The 23,021-nt window shown below is 63.7% G+C and carries 20 protein-coding genes; 6 read left to right on the top strand and 14 right to left on the bottom strand.

Features of this window, described 5'->3' with window-relative positions; genetic code table 11:
• Positions 1-3: 3 nt before the first annotated feature.
• From HFO99_RS12470 to HFO99_RS12450, 5 genes are all read right to left on the bottom strand, one after another.
• Positions 4-1,017 (bottom strand): alpha-ketoacid dehydrogenase subunit beta, encoded by a 1,014-nt coding sequence (locus HFO99_RS12470; RefSeq protein WP_017958371.1) that lies wholly within the window; start codon positions 1,015-1,017, stop codon positions 4-6.
• A 1-nt stretch (position 1,018) separates the two neighbouring features.
• The gene (locus HFO99_RS12465) at positions 1,019-2,251 is read right to left on the bottom strand and encodes a thiamine pyrophosphate-dependent enzyme (protein ID WP_131589147.1); all 1,233 of its coding nucleotides are present in this window, start codon (positions 2,249-2,251) and stop codon (positions 1,019-1,021) included.
• A 64-nt stretch (positions 2,252-2,315) separates the two neighbouring features.
• Positions 2,316-3,443, bottom strand: a complete 1,128-nt coding sequence (locus HFO99_RS12460) for an acyl-CoA dehydrogenase family protein (protein ID WP_222334621.1) — start codon at positions 3,441-3,443, stop codon at positions 2,316-2,318.
• The gene (locus HFO99_RS12455; protein WP_222361514.1) at positions 3,440-4,648 is read right to left on the bottom strand and encodes an acetyl-CoA C-acyltransferase; all 1,209 of its coding nucleotides are present in this window, start codon (positions 4,646-4,648) and stop codon (positions 3,440-3,442) included. The genes HFO99_RS12460 and HFO99_RS12455 overlap by 4 nt, the downstream gene beginning before the upstream one ends.
• 23 nt (positions 4,649-4,671) lie before the next feature.
• A complete protein-coding gene (locus tag HFO99_RS12450; RefSeq protein ID WP_222361512.1) occupies positions 4,672-5,439 on the bottom strand; it encodes a 3-hydroxyacyl-CoA dehydrogenase in 768 nt (255 codons plus the stop codon).
• Positions 5,440-5,521: 82 nt separating this feature from the next.
• Here HFO99_RS12450 and HFO99_RS12445 point away from each other — a divergent pair, with 82 nt between their 5' ends.
• Genes HFO99_RS12445 through HFO99_RS12420 form a run of 6 tightly spaced genes read left to right on the top strand, consistent with a single transcriptional unit; the run spans position 5,522 to position 12,561 of the window.
• The gene (locus tag HFO99_RS12445; RefSeq protein WP_222334618.1) at positions 5,522-6,592 is read left to right on the top strand and encodes an AraC family transcriptional regulator; all 1,071 of its coding nucleotides are present in this window, start codon (positions 5,522-5,524) and stop codon (positions 6,590-6,592) included.
• A gap of 58 nt (positions 6,593-6,650) precedes the next feature.
• On the top strand, positions 6,651-7,796 hold the full coding sequence (locus HFO99_RS12440; RefSeq protein ID WP_222361510.1) for an isovaleryl-CoA dehydrogenase: 1,146 nt from the start codon (positions 6,651-6,653) through the stop codon (positions 7,794-7,796).
• Positions 7,793-9,403, top strand: coding sequence for a carboxyl transferase domain-containing protein (locus HFO99_RS12435; protein ID WP_222361508.1), 1,611 nt, complete (start codon positions 7,793-7,795; stop codon positions 9,401-9,403). The genes HFO99_RS12440 and HFO99_RS12435 overlap by 4 nt, the downstream gene beginning before the upstream one ends.
• Before the next feature lie 7 nt (positions 9,404-9,410).
• A complete protein-coding gene (locus HFO99_RS12430; RefSeq protein WP_222361506.1) occupies positions 9,411-11,276 on the top strand; it encodes an acetyl/propionyl/methylcrotonyl-CoA carboxylase subunit alpha in 1,866 nt (621 codons plus the stop codon).
• Positions 11,276-11,728: a MaoC family dehydratase gene (locus HFO99_RS12425; RefSeq protein WP_011654322.1), complete on the top strand. Its 453-nt coding sequence runs from the start codon at positions 11,276-11,278 to the stop codon at positions 11,726-11,728. The genes HFO99_RS12430 and HFO99_RS12425 overlap by 1 nt, the downstream gene beginning before the upstream one ends.
• On the top strand, positions 11,725-12,561 hold the full coding sequence (locus HFO99_RS12420; RefSeq protein WP_222361504.1) for an HpcH/HpaI aldolase/citrate lyase family protein: 837 nt from the start codon (positions 11,725-11,727) through the stop codon (positions 12,559-12,561). Before HFO99_RS12425 ends, HFO99_RS12420 begins: the two co-directional genes overlap by 4 nt.
• Positions 12,562-12,693: 132 nt before the next feature.
• Here the strand turns inward: HFO99_RS12420 and HFO99_RS12415 are convergent, their stop codons facing one another.
• The 9 genes from HFO99_RS12415 to HFO99_RS12375 all read right to left on the bottom strand — a co-directional run bounded on the left by HFO99_RS12415 (position 12,694) and on the right by HFO99_RS12375 (position 22,977).
• The gene (locus tag HFO99_RS12415; protein ID WP_222361502.1) at positions 12,694-14,115 is read right to left on the bottom strand and encodes a mandelate racemase; all 1,422 of its coding nucleotides are present in this window, start codon (positions 14,113-14,115) and stop codon (positions 12,694-12,696) included.
• Positions 14,112-15,128: a hydroxyacid dehydrogenase gene (locus HFO99_RS12410; RefSeq protein WP_222361501.1), complete on the bottom strand. Its 1,017-nt coding sequence runs from the start codon at positions 15,126-15,128 to the stop codon at positions 14,112-14,114. Before HFO99_RS12410 ends, HFO99_RS12415 begins: the two co-directional genes overlap by 4 nt.
• 4 nt (positions 15,129-15,132) lie before the next feature.
• Positions 15,133-15,951, bottom strand: a complete 819-nt coding sequence (locus HFO99_RS12405; protein ID WP_222361499.1) for a sugar phosphate isomerase/epimerase family protein — start codon at positions 15,949-15,951, stop codon at positions 15,133-15,135.
• Positions 15,952-15,980: 29 nt separating this feature from the next.
• Positions 15,981-17,846, bottom strand: coding sequence for a GH39 family glycosyl hydrolase (locus tag HFO99_RS12400; protein WP_222361498.1), 1,866 nt, complete (start codon positions 17,844-17,846; stop codon positions 15,981-15,983).
• A gap of 69 nt (positions 17,847-17,915) precedes the next feature.
• On the bottom strand, positions 17,916-18,749 hold the full coding sequence (locus tag HFO99_RS12395; RefSeq protein ID WP_027688889.1) for a 5-deoxy-glucuronate isomerase: 834 nt from the start codon (positions 18,747-18,749) through the stop codon (positions 17,916-17,918).
• Positions 18,749-19,807, bottom strand: coding sequence for an ABC transporter ATP-binding protein (locus tag HFO99_RS12390; protein WP_222361496.1), 1,059 nt, complete (start codon positions 19,805-19,807; stop codon positions 18,749-18,751). The genes HFO99_RS12395 and HFO99_RS12390 overlap by 1 nt, the downstream gene beginning before the upstream one ends.
• On the bottom strand, positions 19,807-20,856 hold the full coding sequence (locus tag HFO99_RS12385; protein WP_261323118.1) for an ABC transporter ATP-binding protein: 1,050 nt from the start codon (positions 20,854-20,856) through the stop codon (positions 19,807-19,809). The genes HFO99_RS12390 and HFO99_RS12385 overlap by 1 nt, the downstream gene beginning before the upstream one ends.
• Positions 20,846-21,979 (bottom strand): ABC transporter permease, encoded by a 1,134-nt coding sequence (locus HFO99_RS12380; protein WP_222361492.1) that lies wholly within the window; start codon positions 21,977-21,979, stop codon positions 20,846-20,848. Before HFO99_RS12380 ends, HFO99_RS12385 begins: the two co-directional genes overlap by 11 nt.
• An 11-nt stretch (positions 21,980-21,990) precedes the next feature.
• Positions 21,991-22,977: an ABC transporter permease gene (locus HFO99_RS12375; RefSeq protein WP_222309054.1), complete on the bottom strand. Its 987-nt coding sequence runs from the start codon at positions 22,975-22,977 to the stop codon at positions 21,991-21,993.
• Positions 22,978-23,021: the final 44 nt, after the last annotated feature.

Genomic DNA, 23,021 nt, shown 5'->3' with positions numbered 1-23,021 from the left:
GGCTCAGGCCTCCATGACTTCGGCAAGCGCCCGCCCGACACGGCCGGGACCGGGGAAATAGTCCCACTCCTGCGCATGCGGATAGGGCGTGTCCCAGCCGGCCACGCGCACCACCGGCGCCTCGAGATGATAGAAGCAATGCTCCTGCACCAGTGCTGCGACCTCGGCGCCGAAGCCGGATGTCAGGGTTGCCTCATGCACAACGACGCAGCGTCCCGTCTTCGAGACCGATTTGACGATCGTATCGAGATCGAGCGGCAGCAGGCTTCTCAAATCGATCACCTCGGCATCGATGCCGGCATCCTCGGCCGCGGCAAGCGCCACATGTACCATGGTGCCGTAGGCAACCACCGTCACCGCCGATCCCGCGCGCCGCACTTCGGCCTTGCCGATCGGGATGGTGTAATGGCCATCGGGCACCTCCCCGAGGTCATGTTTCGACCAGGGCGTCACCGGCCGCTCGTGATGGCCGTCGAAGGGGCCGTTGTAGAGGCGCTTCGGCTCCAGGAACATGACCGGATCGGGATCCTCGATCGCCGCGATCAGCAAGCCTTTGGCGTCATAGGGATTGGACGGCACGATCACCTTCAGCCCGCAGACATGGGTAAAAAGCGCCTCCGGGCTCTGGCTGTGCGTCTGGCCGCCGAAGATACCGCCGCCTGTCGGCATGCGCACGACGATCGGGCAGGTGAAATCGCCGTTGGAACGGTAGCGGATGCGCGCCGCCTCCTGGGTCAGCTGGTCATAGGCCGGATACATGTAATCGGCGAACTGGATCTCGACACAGGGTTTCAGCCCATAGGCCGCCATGCCGATCGCCGTGCCGACGATGCCGGATTCGCTGATCGGCGTATCGAAGCAGCGTGTTCTGCCGTATTTTGCCTGCAGGCCCTGCGTGCTGCGAAAGACGCCACCGAAATAACCGACATCCTCGCCGAAAACGACGACATTGTCGTCGCGTGCCATCGAGACGTCCATGGCACTGCGCACGGCCTCGATCATCGTCATCCTGGCCATGTCAGTACCCCGCCTTCTGCCGCTGGCGGCGGATATGCGGCGGCATCTCGGCATAGACGCCCTCGAAAATGTCGCGCACCGAAGGCCTGCCGCCGGCATGCAGCGTGCCATGCGCCTCCGCCTGGCGCTGCGCCTCGATCACCTCGTCCATGATTTCGGCTTCCGCCTGCACATGCCGCTCCTCCGACCATGCGCCCTTGACGATCAGATGTTTCTTCAGCCGCAACACGGGATCGCCGAGCGGCCAGGCCTCCGATTCTGTCTTGGGCCGATAGGCGCTCGGATCGTCGGAAGTCGAATGCGCGCCGACGCGATAGGTCACATATTCGATCAGCGTCGGGCCGAGATTGCGCCGCGCGCGCTCGGCCGCCCAGTGGGCGACGGCATGGACGGCGAGGTAGTCGTTTCCGTCGACACGCAGCGCCGGAATGCCGAAGCCGAGGCCCCTCGCCGCGAAAGTGCCGGAACCGCCGCGGGCGATGCCCTGGAAGGTCGAGATCGCCCACTGATTGTTGACGATGTTGAGAATAACCGGCGCCTTGTAGGTCGAGGCGAAAACCAGCGCCGAGTGGAAATCCGATTCCGCCGTCGATCCGTCGCCGATCCAGGCTGCGGCAATGCGGCTGTCGTTCTTGATCGCCGAGGCCATCGCCCAGCCGACAGCCTGCACATATTGGGTGGCGAGATTGCCTGAGATAGTGAAGAACCCGTGCTCCTTGGAGGAATACATGATCGGCAGTTGCCGACCGCGCAGAGGATCGCTCTCGTTCGAGTAGATCTGGTTCATCATCTCGACCATCGGATAGTCGTCGGCAATCAGCAGGCCTGCCTGGCGATAGGTCGGGAAATTCATGTCTCCCGTCTCGAGCGCCTTGCGGAAGGCGCAACTGACGGCTTCTTCGCCGAGATGCTGCATGTAGAAGGAGGTCTTGCCTTGCCGCTGCGCCATCAGCATGCGGGCGTCGAAGGCACGCAGCTTCATCATGTTGCGAAGCCCAGTCAGCAATGCCTCATCGGAGAGCGAACCGGCCCAGGGACCGACCGCCTCGCCCTCGCGGTTCAAAACGCGGATGATGGAATAGGCGAGGTCACGAATATCTTCGGATGCGACATCCACCTCCGGCCGCGGCACCGAACCGGCCTTGGCGATCTTGACGTTGGAAAAATCAGGCTGGCCGCCCGGGCGGACGGCAGGTTCGGGGACGTGCAGGCTCAAACGAGCGGAATCCACCATGTTCTTTCTTCCTCCCTTTGCCGGCCGTGCGTCCCTGCCCGGAAGCAGGGCCCGGATATGGTTGTTATAGATTGCGGGCAATCACCATTCGCTGCACGTCGCTCGTTCCCTCATAGATCTGGCAGATGCGCACATCGCGATAGATGCGCTCGACCGGATAGTCGGCCATGTAGCCATAGCCCCCATGGATCTGGATCGCGTCAGAGCAGACGCGCTCGGCCATCTCCGAGGCAAAGAGCTTCGCCATCGAGGCTTCGGAGAGGCAGGGCAGCCCGGCCTCCCTCAAGCCGGCGGCATGAAAGGTGAGCTGCCGCGCCGCCTCGATCCGCACCGCCATATCAGCAAGGCGGAAAGCGACGGCCTGATGATCGACGATCGGCTTGCCGAAGGCCGTGCGCTCTTTGGCGTAATCGCGCGCCGCCTCAAAGGCCGCGCGCGCCATTCCGACCGCCTGCGCGGCGATGCCGATCCGCCCGCCCTCGAGATTGGCGAGCGCTATGCGATAACCTTCGCCTTCCGCACCGAGCCTCAAGTCGACCGGAATGCGCATTTCGTTGAAGGCGATCTGGCAAGTATCGGTGGAATGCAGCCCGAGCTTTTCCTCGACACGGATCACCTCGTAGCCTGGTGTGTCCGTCGGCACGATGAAGGCGGTGATACCCTTCTTGCCGGCATCCGGATCGGTGACAGCAAAGACAATGATGACATTGCCGTTCTTTCCCGAAGTGATGAACTGCTTGGCGCCATCGATCACGTAATGATCACCGTCGCGCCGCGCCCGGCTCTTCAGGTTCGAGGCATCGGAACCAGCCTGCGGTTCGGTGAGCGCAAAACCTCCGATCCATTCGCCGCTTGCGAGTTTCGGCAGGAACCGCTGCCGCTGCTCTTCGGTGCCGAATTTCAGGATCGGCACGCAGCCGACGGAGCTGTGCACGCTCATGATCGTCGAACAAGGTCCATCACCCGCGGCAATCTCCTCCAGTGCGGCAGCATAAGCGACGACGCCGGTATCCGAGCCGCCATACGCTTCCGGCACCAGCATGCCGAGCAACCCGAGCTCGCCCATTTCCTTCAATTCCTCGCGCGGGAAGAGATGCTCCCGGTCGCGTTTGGCCGCCCCCGGCGCCAGCCGGTCGCGGGCAAAGTCGCGGGCGAGATCTGAGATTTGCTGCTGGAGGTCGGAAAGGATCATCTGTTCCGCCCTCCCCGCTCGTGCCGCTCGATGGCGACAGCCGTCGCCTCGCCGCCGCCGATGCAGAGCGCGGCCATACCGCGCTTCAGGTCGTATCGCTCCAGCGCTGCAAGCAGCGTCACCAGAATCCGGGCTCCTGAAGCGCCGATCGGATGGCCGAGCGCGCAGGCGCCGCCATGCACGTTCACTTTTTCATGCGGCAGGTTGAGATCGCGCATCGCCGCCATGGCGACGACAGCAAAAGCTTCGTTGATTTCGAACAGATCGACATCAGAGAGCGGCAAGCCGGTGCGATCGGATAGTTTCTGCAGCGCGCCGATCGGCGCCGTGGCGAAAAGATTGGGTGCCTGTGAATGGGTGGCATGGCCGAGGATGGTGGCAAGCGGCTTCAGGCCGCGACGCTCTGCCTCGGAGCGGCGCATCAGCACCAGGGCTGCCCCGCCATCGGAGATCGAGCTGGAATTGGCGGCAGTCACCGTGCCACCCTCGCGGAAGGCGGGCTTCAGCGTCGGGATCTTGTCGAGCTTCGCCTTTCCGGGCTGTTCGTCGCGGCTCGCCACCTGCTCGGCTTTGCCCGATTTCACCGTGACCGGCGCGATCTCGCCGTCGAAACAGCCTTCGGCAATCGCATTCTGCGCCCGCGTCAGCGAGGCGATGGCGTAATTATCCTGCGCCTCGCGCGTGAACTGATAGGCCTCGGCGCAATCCTCCGCGAAGCTGCCCATCAAGCGCCCCTTGTCATAAGCATCCTCCAGCCCGTCGAGGAACATGTGATCCACGACACACCCATGGCCGAGCCTGTAGCCGCCACGGGCCTTGTCAAGGAGATAGGGCGCATTCGTCATGCTTTCCATGCCGCCTGCGACCGCCACGGAGGCGCTGCCGGCGGCGATCAGGTCATGCGCCATCATCACCGCCTTCATGCCCGAGCCGCACATCTTGTTGACGGTGCTCGCCGCCGTGGCGAAGGGCAGACCGGCATGGATCGCCGCCTGGCGCGCCGGCGCCTGCCCCTGCCCCGCCTGAAGCACACAGCCGAAGACGACCTCCTCGATCGCCTCGGCCTCGACGCCACTCCGCTGCAGCGCCGCTCGGATCGCGGTTGCTCCGAGTTCCGGCGCAGTCGCCTCCTTCAGCTCTCCCTGAAAGCTGCCGATCGGGGTGCGCGCTGCACCGACGATAACGATGGGATCCTGCAATGTCATGTTTCCTCCTCTGGGCAACGCGCTCAGCGCGCGCCCATCCGCAATGCGCCGTCGAGGCGGATGACCTCGCCGTTCAGCATGTTGTTTTCAAAGATATGGCGCACCAGCCCGGCAAATTCCGCCGGACGGCCGAGCCGCGGCGGAAAGGGCACGCTCTTGCCGAGTGCTGCCTGAACCTCGGCCGGCATATCGGCCATCATCGGCGTCTCGAAAATGCCGGGCGCGATCGACACGACGCGAATGCCGTGACGGGCAAGCTCGCGGGCGATCGGCAAGGTCATCGCAGCCACCCCGCCCTTGGAGGCGGCATAGGCTGCCTGGCCGATCTGGCCGTCGAAAGCGGCAACCGAGGCGGTATTGACGATGACGCCGCGTTCGCCTTCCGCATCCGGCTCGGTATTCTGGATCGCTGCGGCGGCAAGCCGGATCATGTTGAACGTGCCGATGAGATTGATGCCGACCGTGCGGACAAAACTCTCCAGCCGGTGCGGTCCGTCGCGGCCAATCACCTTTTCGGCCGGCGCCACGCCTGCGCAATTCACCAATCCGCGCAAGTCGCCGAAGGCTTCGACGGCAGCGCGAATCACCGCCGCCCCCTGCTCGCCATCGGTCACATCGGCCTTGACGAAGCAGGCATCGCTTCCAAATTCCCGGGCAATCTCTTCGCCCGCTTGCCTATTGAGATCGGCAATCGTCACGCGCCCGCCGGCCTCCACAAGCGCGCGCACTGTTGCCGCACCCAAGCCGGAGCCGCCGCCGGTCACGATGAAACCTGCTCCATGGATCAGCATGAATCTCTTCCTCCCTGTCGACAGCACCCCCTCCAGGCGCAACCGACGGATACGATTCTATTCGCTCCACCTATTGCAAGCGATGACAGAACTGCTCCATTATTTCGGCCAGTTTTGCCATAGCGAGGATGGAATGGCCGAGATCGAGCGACGCATGATCGCGCCAGGCTTCGTGGAGGAGGCACTCGACAGCCTGCGGCGGCTCGACAAGCCGACGGCGCCGGTCCTTGCCCACGTGGGCCTGGCATCCCCGGTCGCTCAGCCGGTTTCGGCAGAGACCTATGGCGCGCTCTGGCTGGCGATCGCTGCCGAGCTCGACGATGAGTTCTTCGGCATGGGCGCACGGCCGATGCGCAGCGGTAGCTTCACGCTGCTCTGCCACTCTGTGCTGCATGCGCCGACGCTGGGTCACGCCCTGCGCCGGGCTCTGCGCTTCCTCGATGTCGTGCTCGACGATCCCCGGGGACGGCTCGTCATCCGCGACGGTTTGGCCGAGATCGAACTCAGCGACGCCGCCGGCCCGCGTTCGGCCTTCGCCTACCGCACCTACTGGATCATCCTGCACGGCATCATCTGCTGGCTGGTCGGCCGGCGCATTCCGATCCGGCTCGTCGATTTCCGCTGCGCGGAACCCAAACAAGGGGCCGACTACCGGCTCTTCTTCGGCGCCCCGGTGCGTTTCTCGCAAGCCATCAGCCGGCTCGGCTTCGACAGCGCATTGCTGGATCTGCCGATCTCACGCAGTGAACAGGCCTTGAAGCAATTCTTGCGCGGCGCACCCGCCAACATTCTGGTGCGCTACCGCTATGATGCCGGCATCGCCGCCGCCGTCCGCCGCCGCCTGAGCCAGGCCACACCGGCTGCCTGGTCGAGCTTCACCAAGCTTGCCGCCGATATGCGCATGCCCCCCTCCACGCTCCGCCACCGCCTGCACGACGAGGGACAAAGCTATGCCGCCATCAAGGACGACATCCGCCGGGATCTCGCCGTCGAACTGCTGCTGAACACGTCGATGACCATCGGCGAGATTGCCGTGCAACTCGGCTATTCCGAGCCGAGCGCATTCTTCCGGGCCTTCCGGAAATGGATGGGTAACAGTCCCGAAACCTTTCGCCGGGAGGAAGCTCTCTCGCAATTGGATGAGCCATCATAATCAAGGGCACTTTGACCCTGCCGCAACCCGCGCTACATATTTCAGCGGGAGGAGTGCCATGTTTGATTTTTCGCTCGGCGAAACCGCGGACGCGATCCGTGAAACGACGGCGCGGTTTGCCGCCGATCATATTGCTCCACTGGCTGTGGAGATCGACGAAAGCAACACATTTCCACGCCAGCTCTGGCCCGAGATGGGTGCGCTCGGCCTGCATGGGATCACGGTCGAGGAAGAATTCGGTGGCGCCGGTCTCGGTTATCTCGATCATGTCGTCGCCATGGAAGAGGTTTCGCGCGCCTCGGCCTCCGTGGGGCTCAGTTACGGCGCCCATTCCAATCTCTGCGTCAACCAGATCCGCCGCTGGGCCTCGCCGGAGCAGAAGCGCCGCTATCTGCCGAAGCTGATCTCCGGCGAACATGTCGGCTCACTCGCCATGTCGGAAGCCGGCGCCGGTTCCGATGTCGTTTCCATGCGATTGCGCGCCGAGAAAAAGGGCGACCGCTATATCCTGAACGGCACCAAGTTCTGGATCACCAATGCGCCGCATGCCGATGTGCTTGTCGTCTATGCCAAGACCGATCCCGCAGCCGGCCCGAAAGGCATCTCCGCCTTGATCATCGAAAAGGGCCTGCCCGGTTTCAGCGTCTCCAAGAAGCTCTCCAAGCTCGGCATGCGCGGCAGCGATACGGCCGAACTGGTCTTCGAGGATTGCGCGGTGCCGGCCGAGGCGCTGATGGGCCGGGAGGGAGAAGGCGTGAATATCCTGATGTCCGGCCTCGACTACGAGCGCGCCGTGCTTGCCGGCGGACCGCTCGGCATCATGCAGGCCTGCCTCGATGTCGTGCTGCCCTATGTGCGCGATCGCAAGCAGTTCGGCAAGCCGATCGGCGATTTCCAGCTGATGCAGGCCAAGATTGCCGACATGTATGTCGCGCTGAATTCGGCGCGCGCCTATGTCTATGCCGTCGCCCGCGCCTGTGACGCCGGCCGCACCACACGCACCGATGCCGCCTCAGCAATCCTCTTTGCCAGCGAAAATGCCGTGAAGGTCTCGCTGGAAGCCATCCAGGCGCTCGGCGGCGCCGGCTATACCAAGGAATGGCCGGTCGAACGCTTTTTGCGCGACGCCAAGCTTTACGATATCGGCGCCGGCACCAACGAGATCCGCCGCTACCTGATCGGCCGGGAGCTCATTGCGTCATGACGGTGATTTCGACTGCGATCGATCGCGACAGCGAGAGCTTCAAGGCCAATGCCAGCAAGAACAACGCCCTGATCGACGAACTGCACAATCGTTCGGCGAAAGCGCGCGAGGGCGGATCGCAAACGGCGCGCGAGCGCCATACCGGCAAGGGCAAGCTCCTGCCGCGCGATCGCATTCAGCTTTTACTCGATGCCGGCAGCCCCTTCCTGGAGATCGGCACGCTGGCCGCCAACGGCATGTATGATGACGAGGCGCCCGGCGCCGGCATCATCGCCGGCATCGGCCGCGTTTCCGGCCGCGAGGTGATGATCGTCGCCAATGACGCGACGGTGAAGGGCGGCGCCTATTTCCCCATGACGGTGAAGAAACATCTGCGGGCGCAGGAGATCGCCATGCAGAACCGCCTGCCCTGCCTCTATCTGGTCGATAGCGGCGGCGCCAATCTTCCGCATCAGGCCGAAGTCTTTCCCGACCGCGACCATTTCGGCGCGATCTTCTACAACCAGGCCCAGATGTCGGCCGAGGGAATCCCACAGATCGGCTGCGTGATGGGAAGCTGCACCGCCGGCGGCGCTTATGTGCCCGCCATGTCCGACGAGACGGTCATCGTCCGCAATCAGGGCACGATCTTCCTCGCCGGCCCGCCGCTGGTGAAAGCCGCGACCGGCGAGATCATTTCAGCCGAAGAGCTCGGCGGCGCCGAAACCCATGGCCGCCGCTCCGGCGTCGTCGATCATGTCGCCGAAAACGACGAACATGCGCTACTGCTCGTGCGTGATATCGCAAGCACTCTCAACAGCGTGAAGGCCATTGATATCGAACTCAAGCAGCCACGGCCGCCGAAACTCGATCCCGAGGATCTCTGCGGCCTCATCCCGGAGGATGTGCGCTCGCCCTACGATGTGCGCGAGGTCATCGGCCGGATCGTCGATGGCTCGGAACTGCATGAGTTCAAGCCGCTCTACGGCACCACACTGGTCTGCGGTTTCGCCCGCATCTGGGGCATGCCCGTCGCCGTCATCGCCAATAACGGCGTGCTGTTTTCCGAAAGCGCACTGAAGGGCGCGCATTTCATCGAGCTCGCCTGCCAGCGCCGCATACCTTTGCTGTTTCTGCAGAACATTTCCGGCTTCATGGTCGGCGGCCGCTATGAGGCCGGCGGCATCGCCAAGGATGGGGCAAAGCTGGTGACGGCGGTTGCGACCGCGAGCGTGCCGAAGGTCACGGTCATCATCGGCGGCAGCTTCGGCGCCGGCAATTACGGCATGTGCGGCCGCGCCTATCGCCCGCGCTTTCTCTTCACCTGGCCGAACAGCCGCATCAGCGTGATGGGCGGCGAACAGGCGGCCTCGGTGCTCGCCACGATCCGCCGGGATTCCATGGAGGCGCGCGGTGAAAATTGGCCCATTGAAGAGGAGGAAGCCTTCAAGGCGCCGATCCGCGCCGGCTACGAGGCCGAGGGCAATCCCTATTATGCTACTGCTCGCCTGTGGGACGACGGCATCATCGATCCGCGCCAGACCCGGGATGTGCTGGGCCTTGCCTTTTCCGCCTGCCTGAATGCGCCGATCCCGAAAGGGCCGCGCTTCGGCCTGTTCAGGATGTGAGGCGCCAATGATGGAAAGTCTTCTCATTGGCAACAGGGGCGAAATCGCCCGCCGCATCATCCACACGGCAAAGGCGCTCGGCATCCGCACCATCGCCGTCTATTCCGAAGCCGATGCCGGCCTGCCCTTCGTAAGGGAGGCGGACGAGGCGATCGCCATCGGCCCCTCGCCGGCCCGCGAAAGCTATCTCTGTCAGACCCGCATCCTCGAAGCTGCCCGGAAAACCGGCGCTGCCGCGATTCATCCCGGCTACGGTTTCTTTTCGGAAAATGCCGGATTTGCCGAAGCGGTGGAAAAGGCCGGTATCCTCTGGGTCGGCGCACCCCCGACTGCCATCCGGGCGATGGGGCTCAAGGATGCGGCGAAGGAATTGATGCAGGCATCAGGCGTGCCCGTGACCCCCGGTTATATGGGCGCGGACCAGAGCGAAGAAAGGCTGGCGGCCGAGGCGGACACTATCGGTTATCCCGTGCTCATCAAAGCGGTCGCCGGCGGCGGCGGCAAGGGCATGCGCCGCGTCGACCGCGCGCAAGATTTCGCCGAACGTCTCGCCTCCTGTCGCCGTGAAGCGGCCGCTTCCTTCGGCGACGACCGTGTTCTGATCGAACGCTATATCGCCAATCCGCGCCATATCGAAGTGCAGGTTTTCGCCGACATGTTCGGCAATTGTGTTCATCTGTTCGAACGCGACTGTTCGCTGCAGCGCCGTCACCAGAAGGTCATCGAGGAGGCCCCTGCCCCCGGCCTCGATGCCGCCACCCGGGCGGCGATCTGCGACGCGGCGATGAAAGCCGCAAGAGCGGTGAATTATGTCGGCGCCGGCACCATCGAATTCATCGCCGATGCCTCGGAAGGCCTCCGAGAAGATCGCATCTGGTTCATGGAGATGAACACCCGCCTGCAGGTGGAACACCCGGTCACCGAGACAATTACTGGCGAGGATCTGGTGCTCTGGCAGTTGAAAGTCGCTAGCGGCGAACCGCTGCCGAAAATGCAGGACGAGATCGCCATGAACGGCTGGGCCTTCGAAGCCCGCCTCTATGCCGAAAATCCTGCCGCCGGCTATCTGCCCTCGACCGGCCGGCTCGAACATCTCAGCCTGCCGCAAACCGTCCGTGTCGATAGCGGCGTCGAACAAGGGGATGACATCACCGCCTTCTATGACCCGATGATTGCCAAGATCATTGCCCATGGGCCGAACCGCGAAGCCGCACTTTCGAAGCTCGCAGCCGCCTGCGCCGGCATCGAGGTCTGGCCGGTCAAATCAAATGCCGGCCTGCTTGCCCGCATCGCCGTCGATCCGGATTTCTGCGCCGCTCGGATCGATACCGGCTTCCTCGATCGCCATGGCGATAGCCTGGTGGCGATGGAGCCAAGCGAAATCGCAATCGACACCGCGGCCACCGTGCTCCCAGGAAACACAGATGGTGACCCATGGTCCGCGCTCACCGGGTTCCGCATCGCCGGCGCGGATGACAAGAGGGTGCGCATCCGTATCGGCGATCACCTCCATTGGGGGCAATCACGTCCGGAGCTTGAGGCAAATACCGTCACGATCGGTGAAACCACGGTGCTTTTCGACGCCGGCAATGCCTGGCCGATCAGCCTGCCTGTCGCAAGCGAAGTCGAGGCAAGTCAGGGGGCCGGCGATGGCGCGATCCTTTCGCCCATGCCCGGCCTCGTCATTTCGGTGGATGTCGCCGAAGGCGATCGGGTCGCCAAGGGGGACCGCCTGCTGACGGTCGAAGCGATGAAAATGGAACATTCTCTGCGTGCGCCCTTCGACGGCATCGTCGAGAAACTGCAGGTTGCCTCGGGGATCAGGGTCTCGGAAAACCAGCTGGTCGTCAGCATTGTGAAGGAGGAGGTTTGATGGCCGGCCGTTATTTCGACGAATGGACGGTCGGCGACCGCATCGCCCACGACATCCGCCGCACGGTCACCGAGACCGACAATCTGCTCTTCACGACGCTTTCCCACAATCCGCAGCCGCTGCATCTCGATGCTGACTATGCGGCCGGCACCGAATTCGGCCGGATCGTCGTCAACGGCACCTTCACTTTTGCGCTCACCGTCGGCCTTTCGGTCGGCGACACCACGCTCGGCACGCTCGTCGCCAATCTCGGCTATGACAAGGTAACGATGCCAAAGCCGGTCTTCATCGGCGATACGCTGCGGGTGGAAACGGAGGTGATGGAGCTGCGTCGCTCGAACTCCCGCCCCGATGCCGGCATCGTCACCTTCCGGCATATCACGCTGAACCAGCGCGGCGAGATCGTCTGCCAGTGCCTGCGCACGGCAATGCTGAAGGTGAAACCGTCATGAGGCTACGCTCGCTGCTCTTTGCGCCCGGTGACCGGCCGGAGCGTTTCGAAAAAGCGCTCGCTTCAGGCGCCGATGCCGTCATTCTCGACCTGGAAGATTCGGTTGCTCCCATAAACAAGCCGAAAGCGCGCGAGAGCGTGCACGAGTTCGTCTTGCATCATGCCGGCGAGATCCCTCTCCTGATCCGTATCAATCCCCTCGCCTCGCAAGAATTCGAAGACGACCTTACCGCTTTGAGCGGCCTTCATCCTTTCTCGATCGTGCTGCCGAAGGCCGAGGGTGCTGCTTCCGTGCTAAAACTCGCAGGCTCTCTTGCATCTGCAATTCCCATCCTGCCGATCGCAACCGAAACGCCATCCGCGATCTTCGAGATCGGCAGCTACCGGGATGTCGCGAGCAGCCTCAGCGGCCTGACCTGGGGTGCTGAGGATCTGTCTGCCGCGATAGGGGCCGCGACCGCGCGGAGGACGGATGGCCGCTACACGCCGCCTTACGAGCTTGCCCGCTCGCTCACGCTGTTCGCAGCCCATGCCGCCGCCGTTGCGGCAATCGACACCGTCTATCCAGATTTCCACGATGTGGGCGGTCTCAGGGGCTATGTCGGCCGCGCCCGGCGCGACGGCTTTTCCGGCATGATGGCCATCCACCCGGGCCAGGTCGAAACAATTAATCACGCCTTCACGCCGGACCCTTCCGAGATCGCCTGGGCCGAAAAAGTCGCCGCCGCCTTCGCCGCCAGGCCCGACGCGGGCGTCATCCAGCTCGGCGGACGCATGCTGGATTTGCCGCATCTTAAGCTTGCGATGCGCATCCTGGACCTCACTGGGCGATAGTCAGGAAGCCGCCCGCTTGACCGCCTTCAGCCCGACTTCGCCGCCCGTTGGAGGCGACAGGCCGCGCTTGTCCTATAGGTGTCACCGACCGCCACATAGTCTTTAGCGACCTGCTGCACGCTGGGTCGGGCGTCATGACAATGGCGTCATCGCTTCGAAATCGGGCAAGGCGCCGCTTGCGTAGCCGACCGCCCCGAGCGAAGCGATGGCGATCCGTCCGTCGCGGATCGACAGGAGCGGTCCGTCAGCACCCTGCTCATAGAGATCAGGATGGGCCGCGGCAAAGCGCATCTTCTCGGCCTGCGGCGCAACCTGCATGCCGGCGACATAGTGATGGCCGTTGCGCTCGACATGGGAGAGGCCGAGCAGCGAGACCAGCGCCAGGTCCTGCTGCACGGCAAGCCCGGCCTGACAGGTCAGATCCTCGCCCGATAGGAACAGTCCCGGCGCTGTTCCGGTTCTGATGCGGATCGCCTTCATGAGCGATCGGTAAATGCCCTTGCAGGTTTTCGAGGAGACGCCGGTATAACCGAGCCGCCTGGCGGCTGCGAAGGCGCCGTCGCCGTCGTCGCTCTCATCGATCAGGAAGGGCAATTGCCCCGCCAGGTCTCCTAGCGGCGTTTCCATGGTGATCGCGCGCGAGAACGGCTGTTCGACAAAGGCAATGACCGAACGCAACCTCACCAGACGAGGCGTCGCCTCGATTTGCGCCAGCAAGGCGGCAAGCTGTTCGGGGGCGCCAAACTGTTCGTTGCCGTCGACCGTCACCCGATAGTCGGGCAGGCGGTCCAGCACGGCGGCGATCCGCGTCAGGCGGTCGATATCGGCATCGATCGCGCCCGAAAGCTTGATCTTGAACCAGCGGTTGCCATAGCGGGCAATCACCGCCTCGAGGCTTTCCGGCAGTCCGTCACCGACGGGATGGACGATATCGCCGTCGGTGATCGGATCGGCAAGCCCGATCGTATGCCGGGCCGAGATCGAGCCGGCAGGACGAAGATCGGAAAGCACCGCCAACGCTGCATCCGCGTCGATGTCGCCGGGCAGCATGGGACCGCCGATGCCGACGAGATTGCCCCGCACCGCATCGAAGAAGGAAATGCCGGCAAGGCGGCAATAAGCATCGAGCGCGGCGCGAGCGATGAGTGACGGACCGAAACAGGCGGCCAATGGATTTCCAGGCAGGCGCCGCACGGTCTCCATCTCGTTCAGGCGGGCGGCGGCAAACAATGTCGCCGGCGCCGACGGTTCGAGCGAAGCAGCCGCAGCGGTGCGGATCGAGGTGCGCAACTGATCGACATTCTGCGCCGGCGTCAGCACCGGGTTCTTGTCGAACCATTTCGGCACCATCATCTCGGCGGCCGCGCCAAGGGCGGTTCGTCCCTCTTCATCCTCGACGCGGACCCTGAGGAAGGCTTGCGGCGCCTTTTCGAGGGTTGCCGCACCAAAGCGGAACGGCAGGCGCAGCCTGATATCGCGCTCGAAGGCGTCGATCTCGATCACTCTGATGCGCGGCGCCGTCACGGAACCTCCAATGTTACTGTCCACGATCATGCCATCCGGTCGAGCATGGCGCGCGACACCTCGTGATGGAGCGGTTCCCGGCGAAGCAGCCGGCCGATCTCGTCCACCATGGCCTGGCCCTGGGCTAAATGCGCCTCTTCAGTGTGACCGGCGGCATGCGGCGAAATGGTGACATTGGTCAGTGCAGGGTCGCGGAAGGGGCTATCCGCAGCCAGCGGCTCGTCGTCAAAGACATCCAAGGCCGCCTCGATACGGCCGGAGCGGATTTCGGCGAGCAGTGCCGTTTCGTCGACCAGTTGCGAGCGCGCCGTGTTGATGAACAGCGTGCCGGGACGCAATAGCGCCAGTTCGCGGGCGCCGATCATGCGGCGCGTTTCCGGCAAGACAGGCGCATGCAGCGAGATCACGTCGCTTTGAGCCAGCATATCGTCCAGCCCGGCCCTGACAACGCCGAGTGCCGTGGCCTCGCTATCACTCAGAAACGGATCGACGACCAGCACGCGGCAACCGAATGGAACGAGCAGCCGCATGACCGCCCGCCCGACATATCCGGCGCCGACGATGCCGACCGTTCTGGCGCCCAGCAACCTCTGCGGCACGGCGCCGCGAACATCGAGCCATTCGCCGCCGTTGCGCAATTGATGATGCAGCCGATGAATGCCGCGCATCGCCAGAAGCGCTTCGGCGACGACGAACTCGGCAACCGAGGCGGCAATTTTCGAGGCGGCATGGGTGACGCGAATGCCATCGTCGAACAGACGCGCCGGGACCAGTGTGCGGACGCTGCCTGCCGAATGGGCAACAAGGGCGAGTTGTGGATGGCGCTGGCGCGCAGCGGGATCGAAGGGCGGCGTGCCCCATCCGGTGAGGCATGCCGTGGCGCCCTGCAGCAGCTGGTCGACATCGGCAGCGTCGATCGTGGCGGCGGTCGGCCAACGCACCTCGCCAAGGGCGTTCAACTGGGCAATCGCCGCATCGTCCAGCATCATCCGGCGGGTCTTTTCGGTCAGCAGTACGGCGATAACGGGAGCCTGTTCAATCATGGTTCTACTCTTTCGCTGCGGCGACCAGGCGCCTGAGATGGGCAAGATCGGCGCGGACCTTGTCGAGCGCCTGCTCTCGGGAAACGCGGTATTGAGAATGCATCGAGAGCACGCCGGCAAATCCGGTGGCCACCAGATGCGGGACGATTTCGTTCCAGGGCACCATGCCTTCGTCGAGCCCATACCAGTCCGAATGCCAGGCGCGCTGGCCGTGGGATCCGTAAGTGCCGGGAAACCAGCCGCTGTTCTTGACGCCCATGCAGCAGAACCACGGATCGAGGATATCGAGGGTCAAACGCCAGTCTTCGCTTCCCTCGCGAATGATCTGATTGGCCGGATCGGGATAGGCGCCGATCCGGATCGGATCGCGCTCGGCCAGCAATTGCACTGCCAGCGCCCCCGAACTGTGCAGGGTCCCGCCATGAAGCTGGATGGTGAGCGTGATGCCGAAGCGTTCGGCCAGGCACTCGAAGCCGTCGAGATCGCGCCGCGCCTCATCGACCTGGGCCTGCCAGCGCCGCGACGGGTCGTAGCGCCAGAAGCCAAGCCGGACCTGCCGGATGCCAGCCTCGCCGCAACAACTAAGAAGCCGGGATGCGGCATCGTCGGGCCGCGTGGAGTCGATGGTCGCCATCGGGGTGCGCAGGCCGGCCGCGGCAAAGATCTTTACGGCATTGACGATCTCCTCCGGCCTGTCAGGGGCAACGGCATGGCCATCGCGAATAAGGAGATCAGCGCACTCGAACCCCAAACCGGCCGTGATCTCGGCCGCCTTCTCGAGAGGTAGACCTTCGAGGGTCTTGGTGAAATAGGCGATATCCATGGATCACATCCCAGGCAGAACGGCATTGTTCATGAGCGGGAGACACAAAGTTCGCTGCGGCGACCGAATGCATCGCGGGCGCGCACCGCATAGCGCACGCCTTCCGGCGGCGACATGTGCAGGAATGCCGTCGAGATCAGCGGCGCGGAACTGACCTTTTCAAAAGTCCCGCCATCGGTGCTGACCAGGACATCGTAGAAGATGGCCGGCCCGGCATCGCCGGCAGCCCAGAACAGCATGCGCTCCTCCCGGCCGCCAAGACCAAGGTAGCGTTCGACGACAAGGCCGGTCGGTGCCGCCGGGGGCGCGCCGATATCGGGAACGACAAGCACCTGCGTCAGCGACGGCAATGGCACATCCAGGTCGACGCTGATCCGGCCGTCATCGCACGCGACGACGCTGATCGGATGCAGCAGGGCGGGCTCCTGCGCCCGGCGCATTTCGGCAAACTGCGCCTCGGTCGGTGCGGGCGGCGCACCGACCGGCTCGTAGGGACCGCGTGGATTGCTTTCGTCGCACTGGGCTTCCCAGACCTCCATCGGATTGGTGAACTCCTCGTCGATGCGCAGCAGGCAAAGCGCATGGCGGCCGGGAACCAAACCGCCAACCTCGAGACGGACGGCGGTCCGACCGGAACGGTTGATGGCATCGACGCTATGGATGAGGCTGATGGAAACACCGCCGCCCGGCAGCCGCGTCGGCAGGATCGCCAGGCCATCCTGGTCGGCAGCAAGCGGCGGTTCGGCCGTCACCTTGCAAACGGTATCGCCAAGCGTTGCCAGCAGTTCCATCGATGTGAGGCCGGGCTTCTTGATGATGTCGAAGGGCGGCGCCCTGTCGACGTCCGTGACCAGCATATCCAGATTGGTCTTGTGCTCCCACTGCGCCTTGGTGAAATTGCGCGAACCGAAATAGGCAAAGATCGTGCGCTGGCTCCAGCCGCCGATAAAGGCGTGGTCATTGCTCAGAAAGGTGAAATTCGCTGCTTTCGGGGCGATGATGCGCCGGTCGTGCTGTTCGATGATGCGGGCGATGATGCCGGCGTAATAGGCTTTGCCGTGCCAGCTATGATGATCGCTCCAGCCGAGCTGCGGATCGCATTCATCGTTGACGATGGGCAGGCCCGCCAGGCGCGGGTGATGCTCCTTGAGATAGTCGACGACGAGCAACGTACGGTCGACGATACCGTTGGTTTTCGGAGTCAGGTCTTCCTTGCTGCCGTTGACGCCCTTTTCGTGAATCGAGATGTAATCGATGCGCGGCGGGCCGTCACCGCTGAGGCAACTCGTGCCGCTGTCACAATGGGCCATGAGGGCGCGAAAGATCGGCGACAGCGTGCGGGCGGTGCCAGGCCCGCCCATCGGCAGGCTGGGATCGATGGCGTCGAGCCCGGCGACGCAGGCGTCGTAGTAGTTGGTGTAACCCTTGATCCCGTAGGTCCACCAGCCGGAATCGGCCTCGTTCGTCGTTTCGAAATACCATGTGCGCAATTCGTCCATGCCGTAGCGCGCGCCATAGCGGTCGACCGTCGCTGTCACAAGGTCCCGCCAGCGCTTGACCTGGTCCATGTCCTCATAATCGGTGAAGACACCCGACGGGTTGCCCATCAGCTCGAAGAACGGCTTCAGCCGGTGTTCGATCATCACGTCGAGCGCGCGATCGAGCAGCGACCAGTCGTAGCCGGCCTCGCCCTTCGCGCTCAGCAGATTGTAGAGATAATGCACCCGCAGGAACCGGATGCCCTCGTTCGGCAGGCCGCCGATATAAGCAAGCATCTGCCGCATCTCGGGCTCGAGCAGCAGCTCGGCCGGCGAAAAGCCGGTGCCGCGCCAGAACCGGTTGAACGGACGTACCGCTTCACCGGCATCAACGTTTATTCGCGTACGTTCACGCATGGGTCGTCTCTCCTTGGGCGGAAGTTTGGCAGTGCGCCGCAATGCCGGTGCACGAGACCAGGAGCCGGATTATTTGAACTTGTCGCGCATCGCATCGATGCCGGGGATGGTTTTGGTCAGATGCTGATGGGCGGGATCAAAGCGCTGGATCAGCCCCCGGCGATGCTTGCCGACGAGAATGGTAAAGATATAGCCCCGGTGCCCCGGCGAGGTGACCGTCGGGTGGTAACCTCGATCGACCAGGACAGTGTCGCCGTTGCGGGTCATGAGGATCTTGACCGGGCCGTCTTCGTCATAGGTGATCTGGCTGCCGAAACCGGTCTCGGGCTGGAAGCGGTAGTGATAGAGTTCTTCGTGCCGGGTCTCGACATCGCCGTCTTCCGTATCGTGCTTGTGGGGGGGATAGCCGGACCAGCAGCCCTCGCCGGCATAGAGTTCGCTCACCAGCAGGTTGCCGCAGCGTCCGTTCTGCCGTTGGCCGAGCAGATGGACGATCCGCCGCTGGCTATGCGTGTCCGACGAACCGACATTGACCGCATCGACCTCATCCGGCGTGATGCGAAACGGGGCGTAGCGCGTGTCGCAGAGGCCGCCGGCAATGGCGACTTCCGCCGCCGCGCCACGAGCCGATATCCGGACATTGGCGCCGACGGGCGCGTAAACCGAGTCCGCATCGCCTCCCCAGATATCGGCTCGCCGGCCCACCGCTTCGAACATGATGCCATCCACCTCGATATCCACCTGACCCGACAGCACGACGTAGAGGCTTTCGTGCGCGGGCAGCCGCCGGATGTCCTGCTCGTTGGAGGCGAGCGTGACGAGATCGAAGTAGATGAGATCGAGCGTCGTGGAGGAGGTATCCACAATGGGACGCTGCTCGGAGCGTGGAATGAATTCGGGCATCAATTGAACTCCGGAACGATACGGTCGGCAAAGGGATTGAGCCTCAGGGATTCGGCGTAATGACAGGCCACTGCGTGCCCATCGGCGGTGACGGTGCGTAAGCCCGGCACCTCCTGCTTGCAAAGCTCGGTGGCGTAGCGACAACGCGGATGAAATGCGCAGCCGGGAGGCGGATGGGCGGGGTCGGCGACCTCGCCCGCCAGCCGGATGCGCTGGCCGTGGCGGCGCATCCTCGGATCGGCGATCGGCACGGCCGAGAGCAGCGCTTCGGTGTAGGGGTGGAGCGGGCGCGAGAAGATCTGCTCCGTCGGCGCCTTTTCGACCACCCGACCGACATACATGACGGCGATATTGTCCGAGATGTGCCGGACGACCGAGAGGTCGTGAGCGACGAAGAGATAGGTCAGGCCGAACTGTTCCTGCAGGTCCTGCAGCAGGTTGATGGTTTGTGCCTGCACGCTGACATCGAGCGCCGAAACGGCCTCATCGGCGATTACCAGGCGCGGATTGGAGGCCAGCGCCCGGGCGATGCCGATGCGCTGGCGTTCGCCGCCGGAGAACGCATGCGGATAGCGGTGCATGTATTCGGGCCGCAGGCCGACGCTCTGCATGAGGTCGGCGACCCGGTGCTCGAGCTCGCGGCCCTTGGCGATGCCGTTGACGCTGAGCACCTCGCCGATGATGTCGATGACGGGAAGGCGCGGATTGAGCGACGATTGCGGATCCTGAAACACGATGCGCAGGTCGCGATGGATTTCGTCGAGGGCAGAACCCGACAACGCCGCGAGATCGACAGTGCCGCCGCTGCGATTGCGATAACGGATTTCGCCGCTTGTCGGCTGATAGATGCGCAGCACCGTACGGGCAAGCGTGGACTTGCCGCAGCCGGATTCTCCGACGATGCCGAGTGTTTCACCATCCTCGACACGAAGCGAAACGCCGTCGACCGCCTTGACGTGTCCGACCACACGCCGGAATGCGCCCTTGCGAATGGGAAAATGCATCCTGAGATCGTTCAGTTCGAGCAGCGGGCTTGGTTGGGTCATGGGATCGGCCATCATTGTCTTCCTTCGTAAAGCAGACAGCTGGCGACATGCCCGTCGCCGATGGTGACGGGCTGCGGATCCTTTTGGTCGCACAGGCCCGCCCTCGCCTCTTTGCACCGGGGATGAAAGCTGCAGCCCGGGGGCCGGTTGAAACGCGACGGCACCATGCCGTCGATGATCGCGAGCCGTTCGGTGGGTTGCCCATGCATGCGCGGCACCGATTGCAGCAGCGCCTTGGTGTAGGGATGAACAGGTGCGTGGAAGATCGTGTCGACATCGCCTGCCTCGACGACCCGGCCGACATACATGACGACGACTTCGTCGGCGATCTCGGCCACCACACCGAGATCATGGGTCACGAACAGGACCGAGAGCCCGAATTCGGCCTGCAGCGAGGCCAGGAGATCGAGGATATTGGCCTGGGTGGTCACATCGAGCGCCGTCGTCGGTTCGTCGGCGATCAGCAGCTTGGGGCGGCAGGCGAGCGCCAAGGCGATGCAGACGCGCTGGCGCATGCCGCCGGAAAACTGGAAGGCATAACTTTCCATACGCTCGGCCGGCCGCGGGATGCCGACCAGAGCCAACGTCTCGATGGCATGTTCGCGCGCCTCCTTCTTTCCCATCTTCAGATGCAGGCGGATCACCTCGACCATCTGGTTGCCGATCGTATGAACGGGGGAAAGTGCGGCCATCGGCTCCTGGCTGATCAGGCCGATCTGGGCACCGCGGATCGCCCGCATGTCGTGGCCGCGCGGATCGAGCGCCGCCAGGTCGACGGAGGGTGCGGCGGGATCCGGCCGGTAGCGGATTGCGCCCGAGACGATCCTGCCTCCGCGCGGGACCTGGTTGAGGATCGAGCGGCCGGTGATGCTCTTGCCCGAACCGGATTCGCCTACAACGCAGACCGTCTTGCCGCGCGGGATGGAAAAGGAGACGCCGTCGACCGCCTTGATGGTGCCCGCACCGCCGAAGAAATGGGTCCTGAGATCGTCGACCTCGATCAGCGGGTCGCGATCCCCGTGCCGGCCGCCGGCTGCGGCAAAATTGGGATCAGTATTCATAGGGATCTGCAGCATCGCGTAATCCATCACCGAGGAAATTGAGGGCGAGCACGGTGACGATCACCGCGAGACCGGGAAGAAACAGCCAGGGTGCGCTTGAGACGGCGAGAATGTTCTGCGCCTCCTGGAGCAGCACGCCCCAACTCACCACCGGCGGGCGCAGGCCGATGCCGAGGAAGGAGAGCGCGGTTTCCGCGAGGATCATCGTCGGGATGGCGAGCGTCACCGAGGCGATGATGTGGCTCATGAAGGATGGAACCATGTGCCGCCAGATGATGCGCATCTGCGAGCAGCCATCGAGACGGGCGGCAATGACGAAGTCCTCCGTCTTGAGCGACAGGAAGCGCCCGCGCACCACCCGCGCCAGGTCGGTCCAGCCGATCAGTGACAGGATGATGGTGATCCAGAGATAGACCAGGAGCGGATCGGCGCTGATCGGGACGGCAGCCGCAAGGCCCATCCACAGCGGGATGGTCGGGATCGAGTTGATGAGCTCGATGGAACGCTGGATGACATCGTCCACCCAGCCGCCGTAGAGCCCCGAAATGCCGCCCAGGATGATGCCGAGGATGAGGCTGATTGCGACCCCGATCAGCCCCACGGACATCGAAACGCGCGTGCCGTGGACCGTCCGGCTGAAGACGTCGCGACCAAGGCGATCGGCACCGAACAGGTAGAATGGTTTGCCCATCTCGATCGGGCCGATCAGGTGCCGGTCGAAATTAAACAGCCCCCAAAGCCGGTAGGGTTCGCCCTTGACGAAGAAGCCGAGGGGGATGACGACGGCCGGATCGGGCACGTAATTGCGGCTGAGCGCGATCGGGTCAACCTTCATCGAATAACCGTTGACGTAGAGCGGATGAAACTGCCCGGCCGCGTCGTAGCCGGCGAACTTGATCTGCTGCGGCGGTGCATAGGTGTAGCGGGAATCGTAGGTCTGCGATGAAACCGGGGCGAGAACCTCGGCAAACAGGGCGACCAGGTAGATCAAAAAGATGACGATGCCTGCCGCCAGCGCCAGCCGATGGCGACGGAAGCGCCGCCAGATGAGCTTCCACTGCCCGGCGACCGCGTCGGAATTCTGGATCAGTTCAGGGGATAGCGCGATGGCTTGATCGGTCATGGTATCATCCTTCAGCCGTTGCGTATGCGTGGATCGAGCCAGGCGAGCAGCAGGTCCGAAATCAGCGTGCCGATCAGCGTCAGCATGCTCATCAGCAGGATGAACGTGCCGGCCAGATACATGTCCTGGGCAAAGAGGGCATTGAGCAGCAGTGGTCCGGTGATTGGCAGGCTGAGAACGATGGAGACCACCACCGAGCCGGAGACGAGGTGCGGCAGCACCCAGCCGACGGTCGAGACGAACGGGTTGAGCGCTACCCGCACCGGATATTTCAACAGCAGCCGGATTTCGCTCAAGCCCCGGGCGCGGGCCATGTCGACATAAGGCTTGTTGAGCTCGTCGAGCAGGTTGGCGCGCATGATCCGGATCAGCGCCGCGGTGGCGCCGGTGCCGAGAACGACGACTGGGATCCACATATGCGACATGAGATCGCCGAGCTTTGCCCAGCTCCAGACTGCATTGATATAGGCGGGTGAAAACAGCCCGCCGGTACTTTGGCCAAAATACTGTGCCGAAACATACATCAGCACCAGCGCCAGCAGGAAGTTCGGGACGGCAAGGCCGAGGAAGCCGAAGAAGGTGGCGAAGTAATCTCCGACCGAATATTGCCGCACGGCCGAATAGATGCCGATCGGAAAGGCCACCGCCCAGACGAAGAGCAGCGTGGTGACCGAGACCACCATCGTCAGGCCCATGCGGGCCCAGATCAGCTCGCTGACCGGCTTGTTCCAGTCGAGGGACTGGCCGAAATCGCCGCGCAGCAGGATGCCGCTGATCCATTTCCAGTATTGCACCGCCCAGGGCTGATCGAGGCCATAACGTTCACGCAGGCCGGCGATGACGCCGGGATCGATCGTTTCGTTCTGGGAGGCCAGACGCGCCGTCATCGCGGTCAGGAAGTCGCCGGGCGGCAACTGGATGATGATGAAGGTCACGACGGAGATCGCGAACATCATCGGGATCATGTAAAGCAGACGTCTGATGATGAAGCCGGCCATGGTCAAGCTCCTTCAATCGGCGATCGCCGATCGGATGATTGGGA

The organism is Rhizobium leguminosarum, assembly GCF_019798305.1.
GTDB lineage: Bacteria > Pseudomonadota > Alphaproteobacteria > Rhizobiales > Rhizobiaceae > Rhizobium > Rhizobium leguminosarum_U.
Note: the sequence above shows the minus strand (reverse complement) of the source record. Positions and strands in the feature narration are given on the sequence as shown.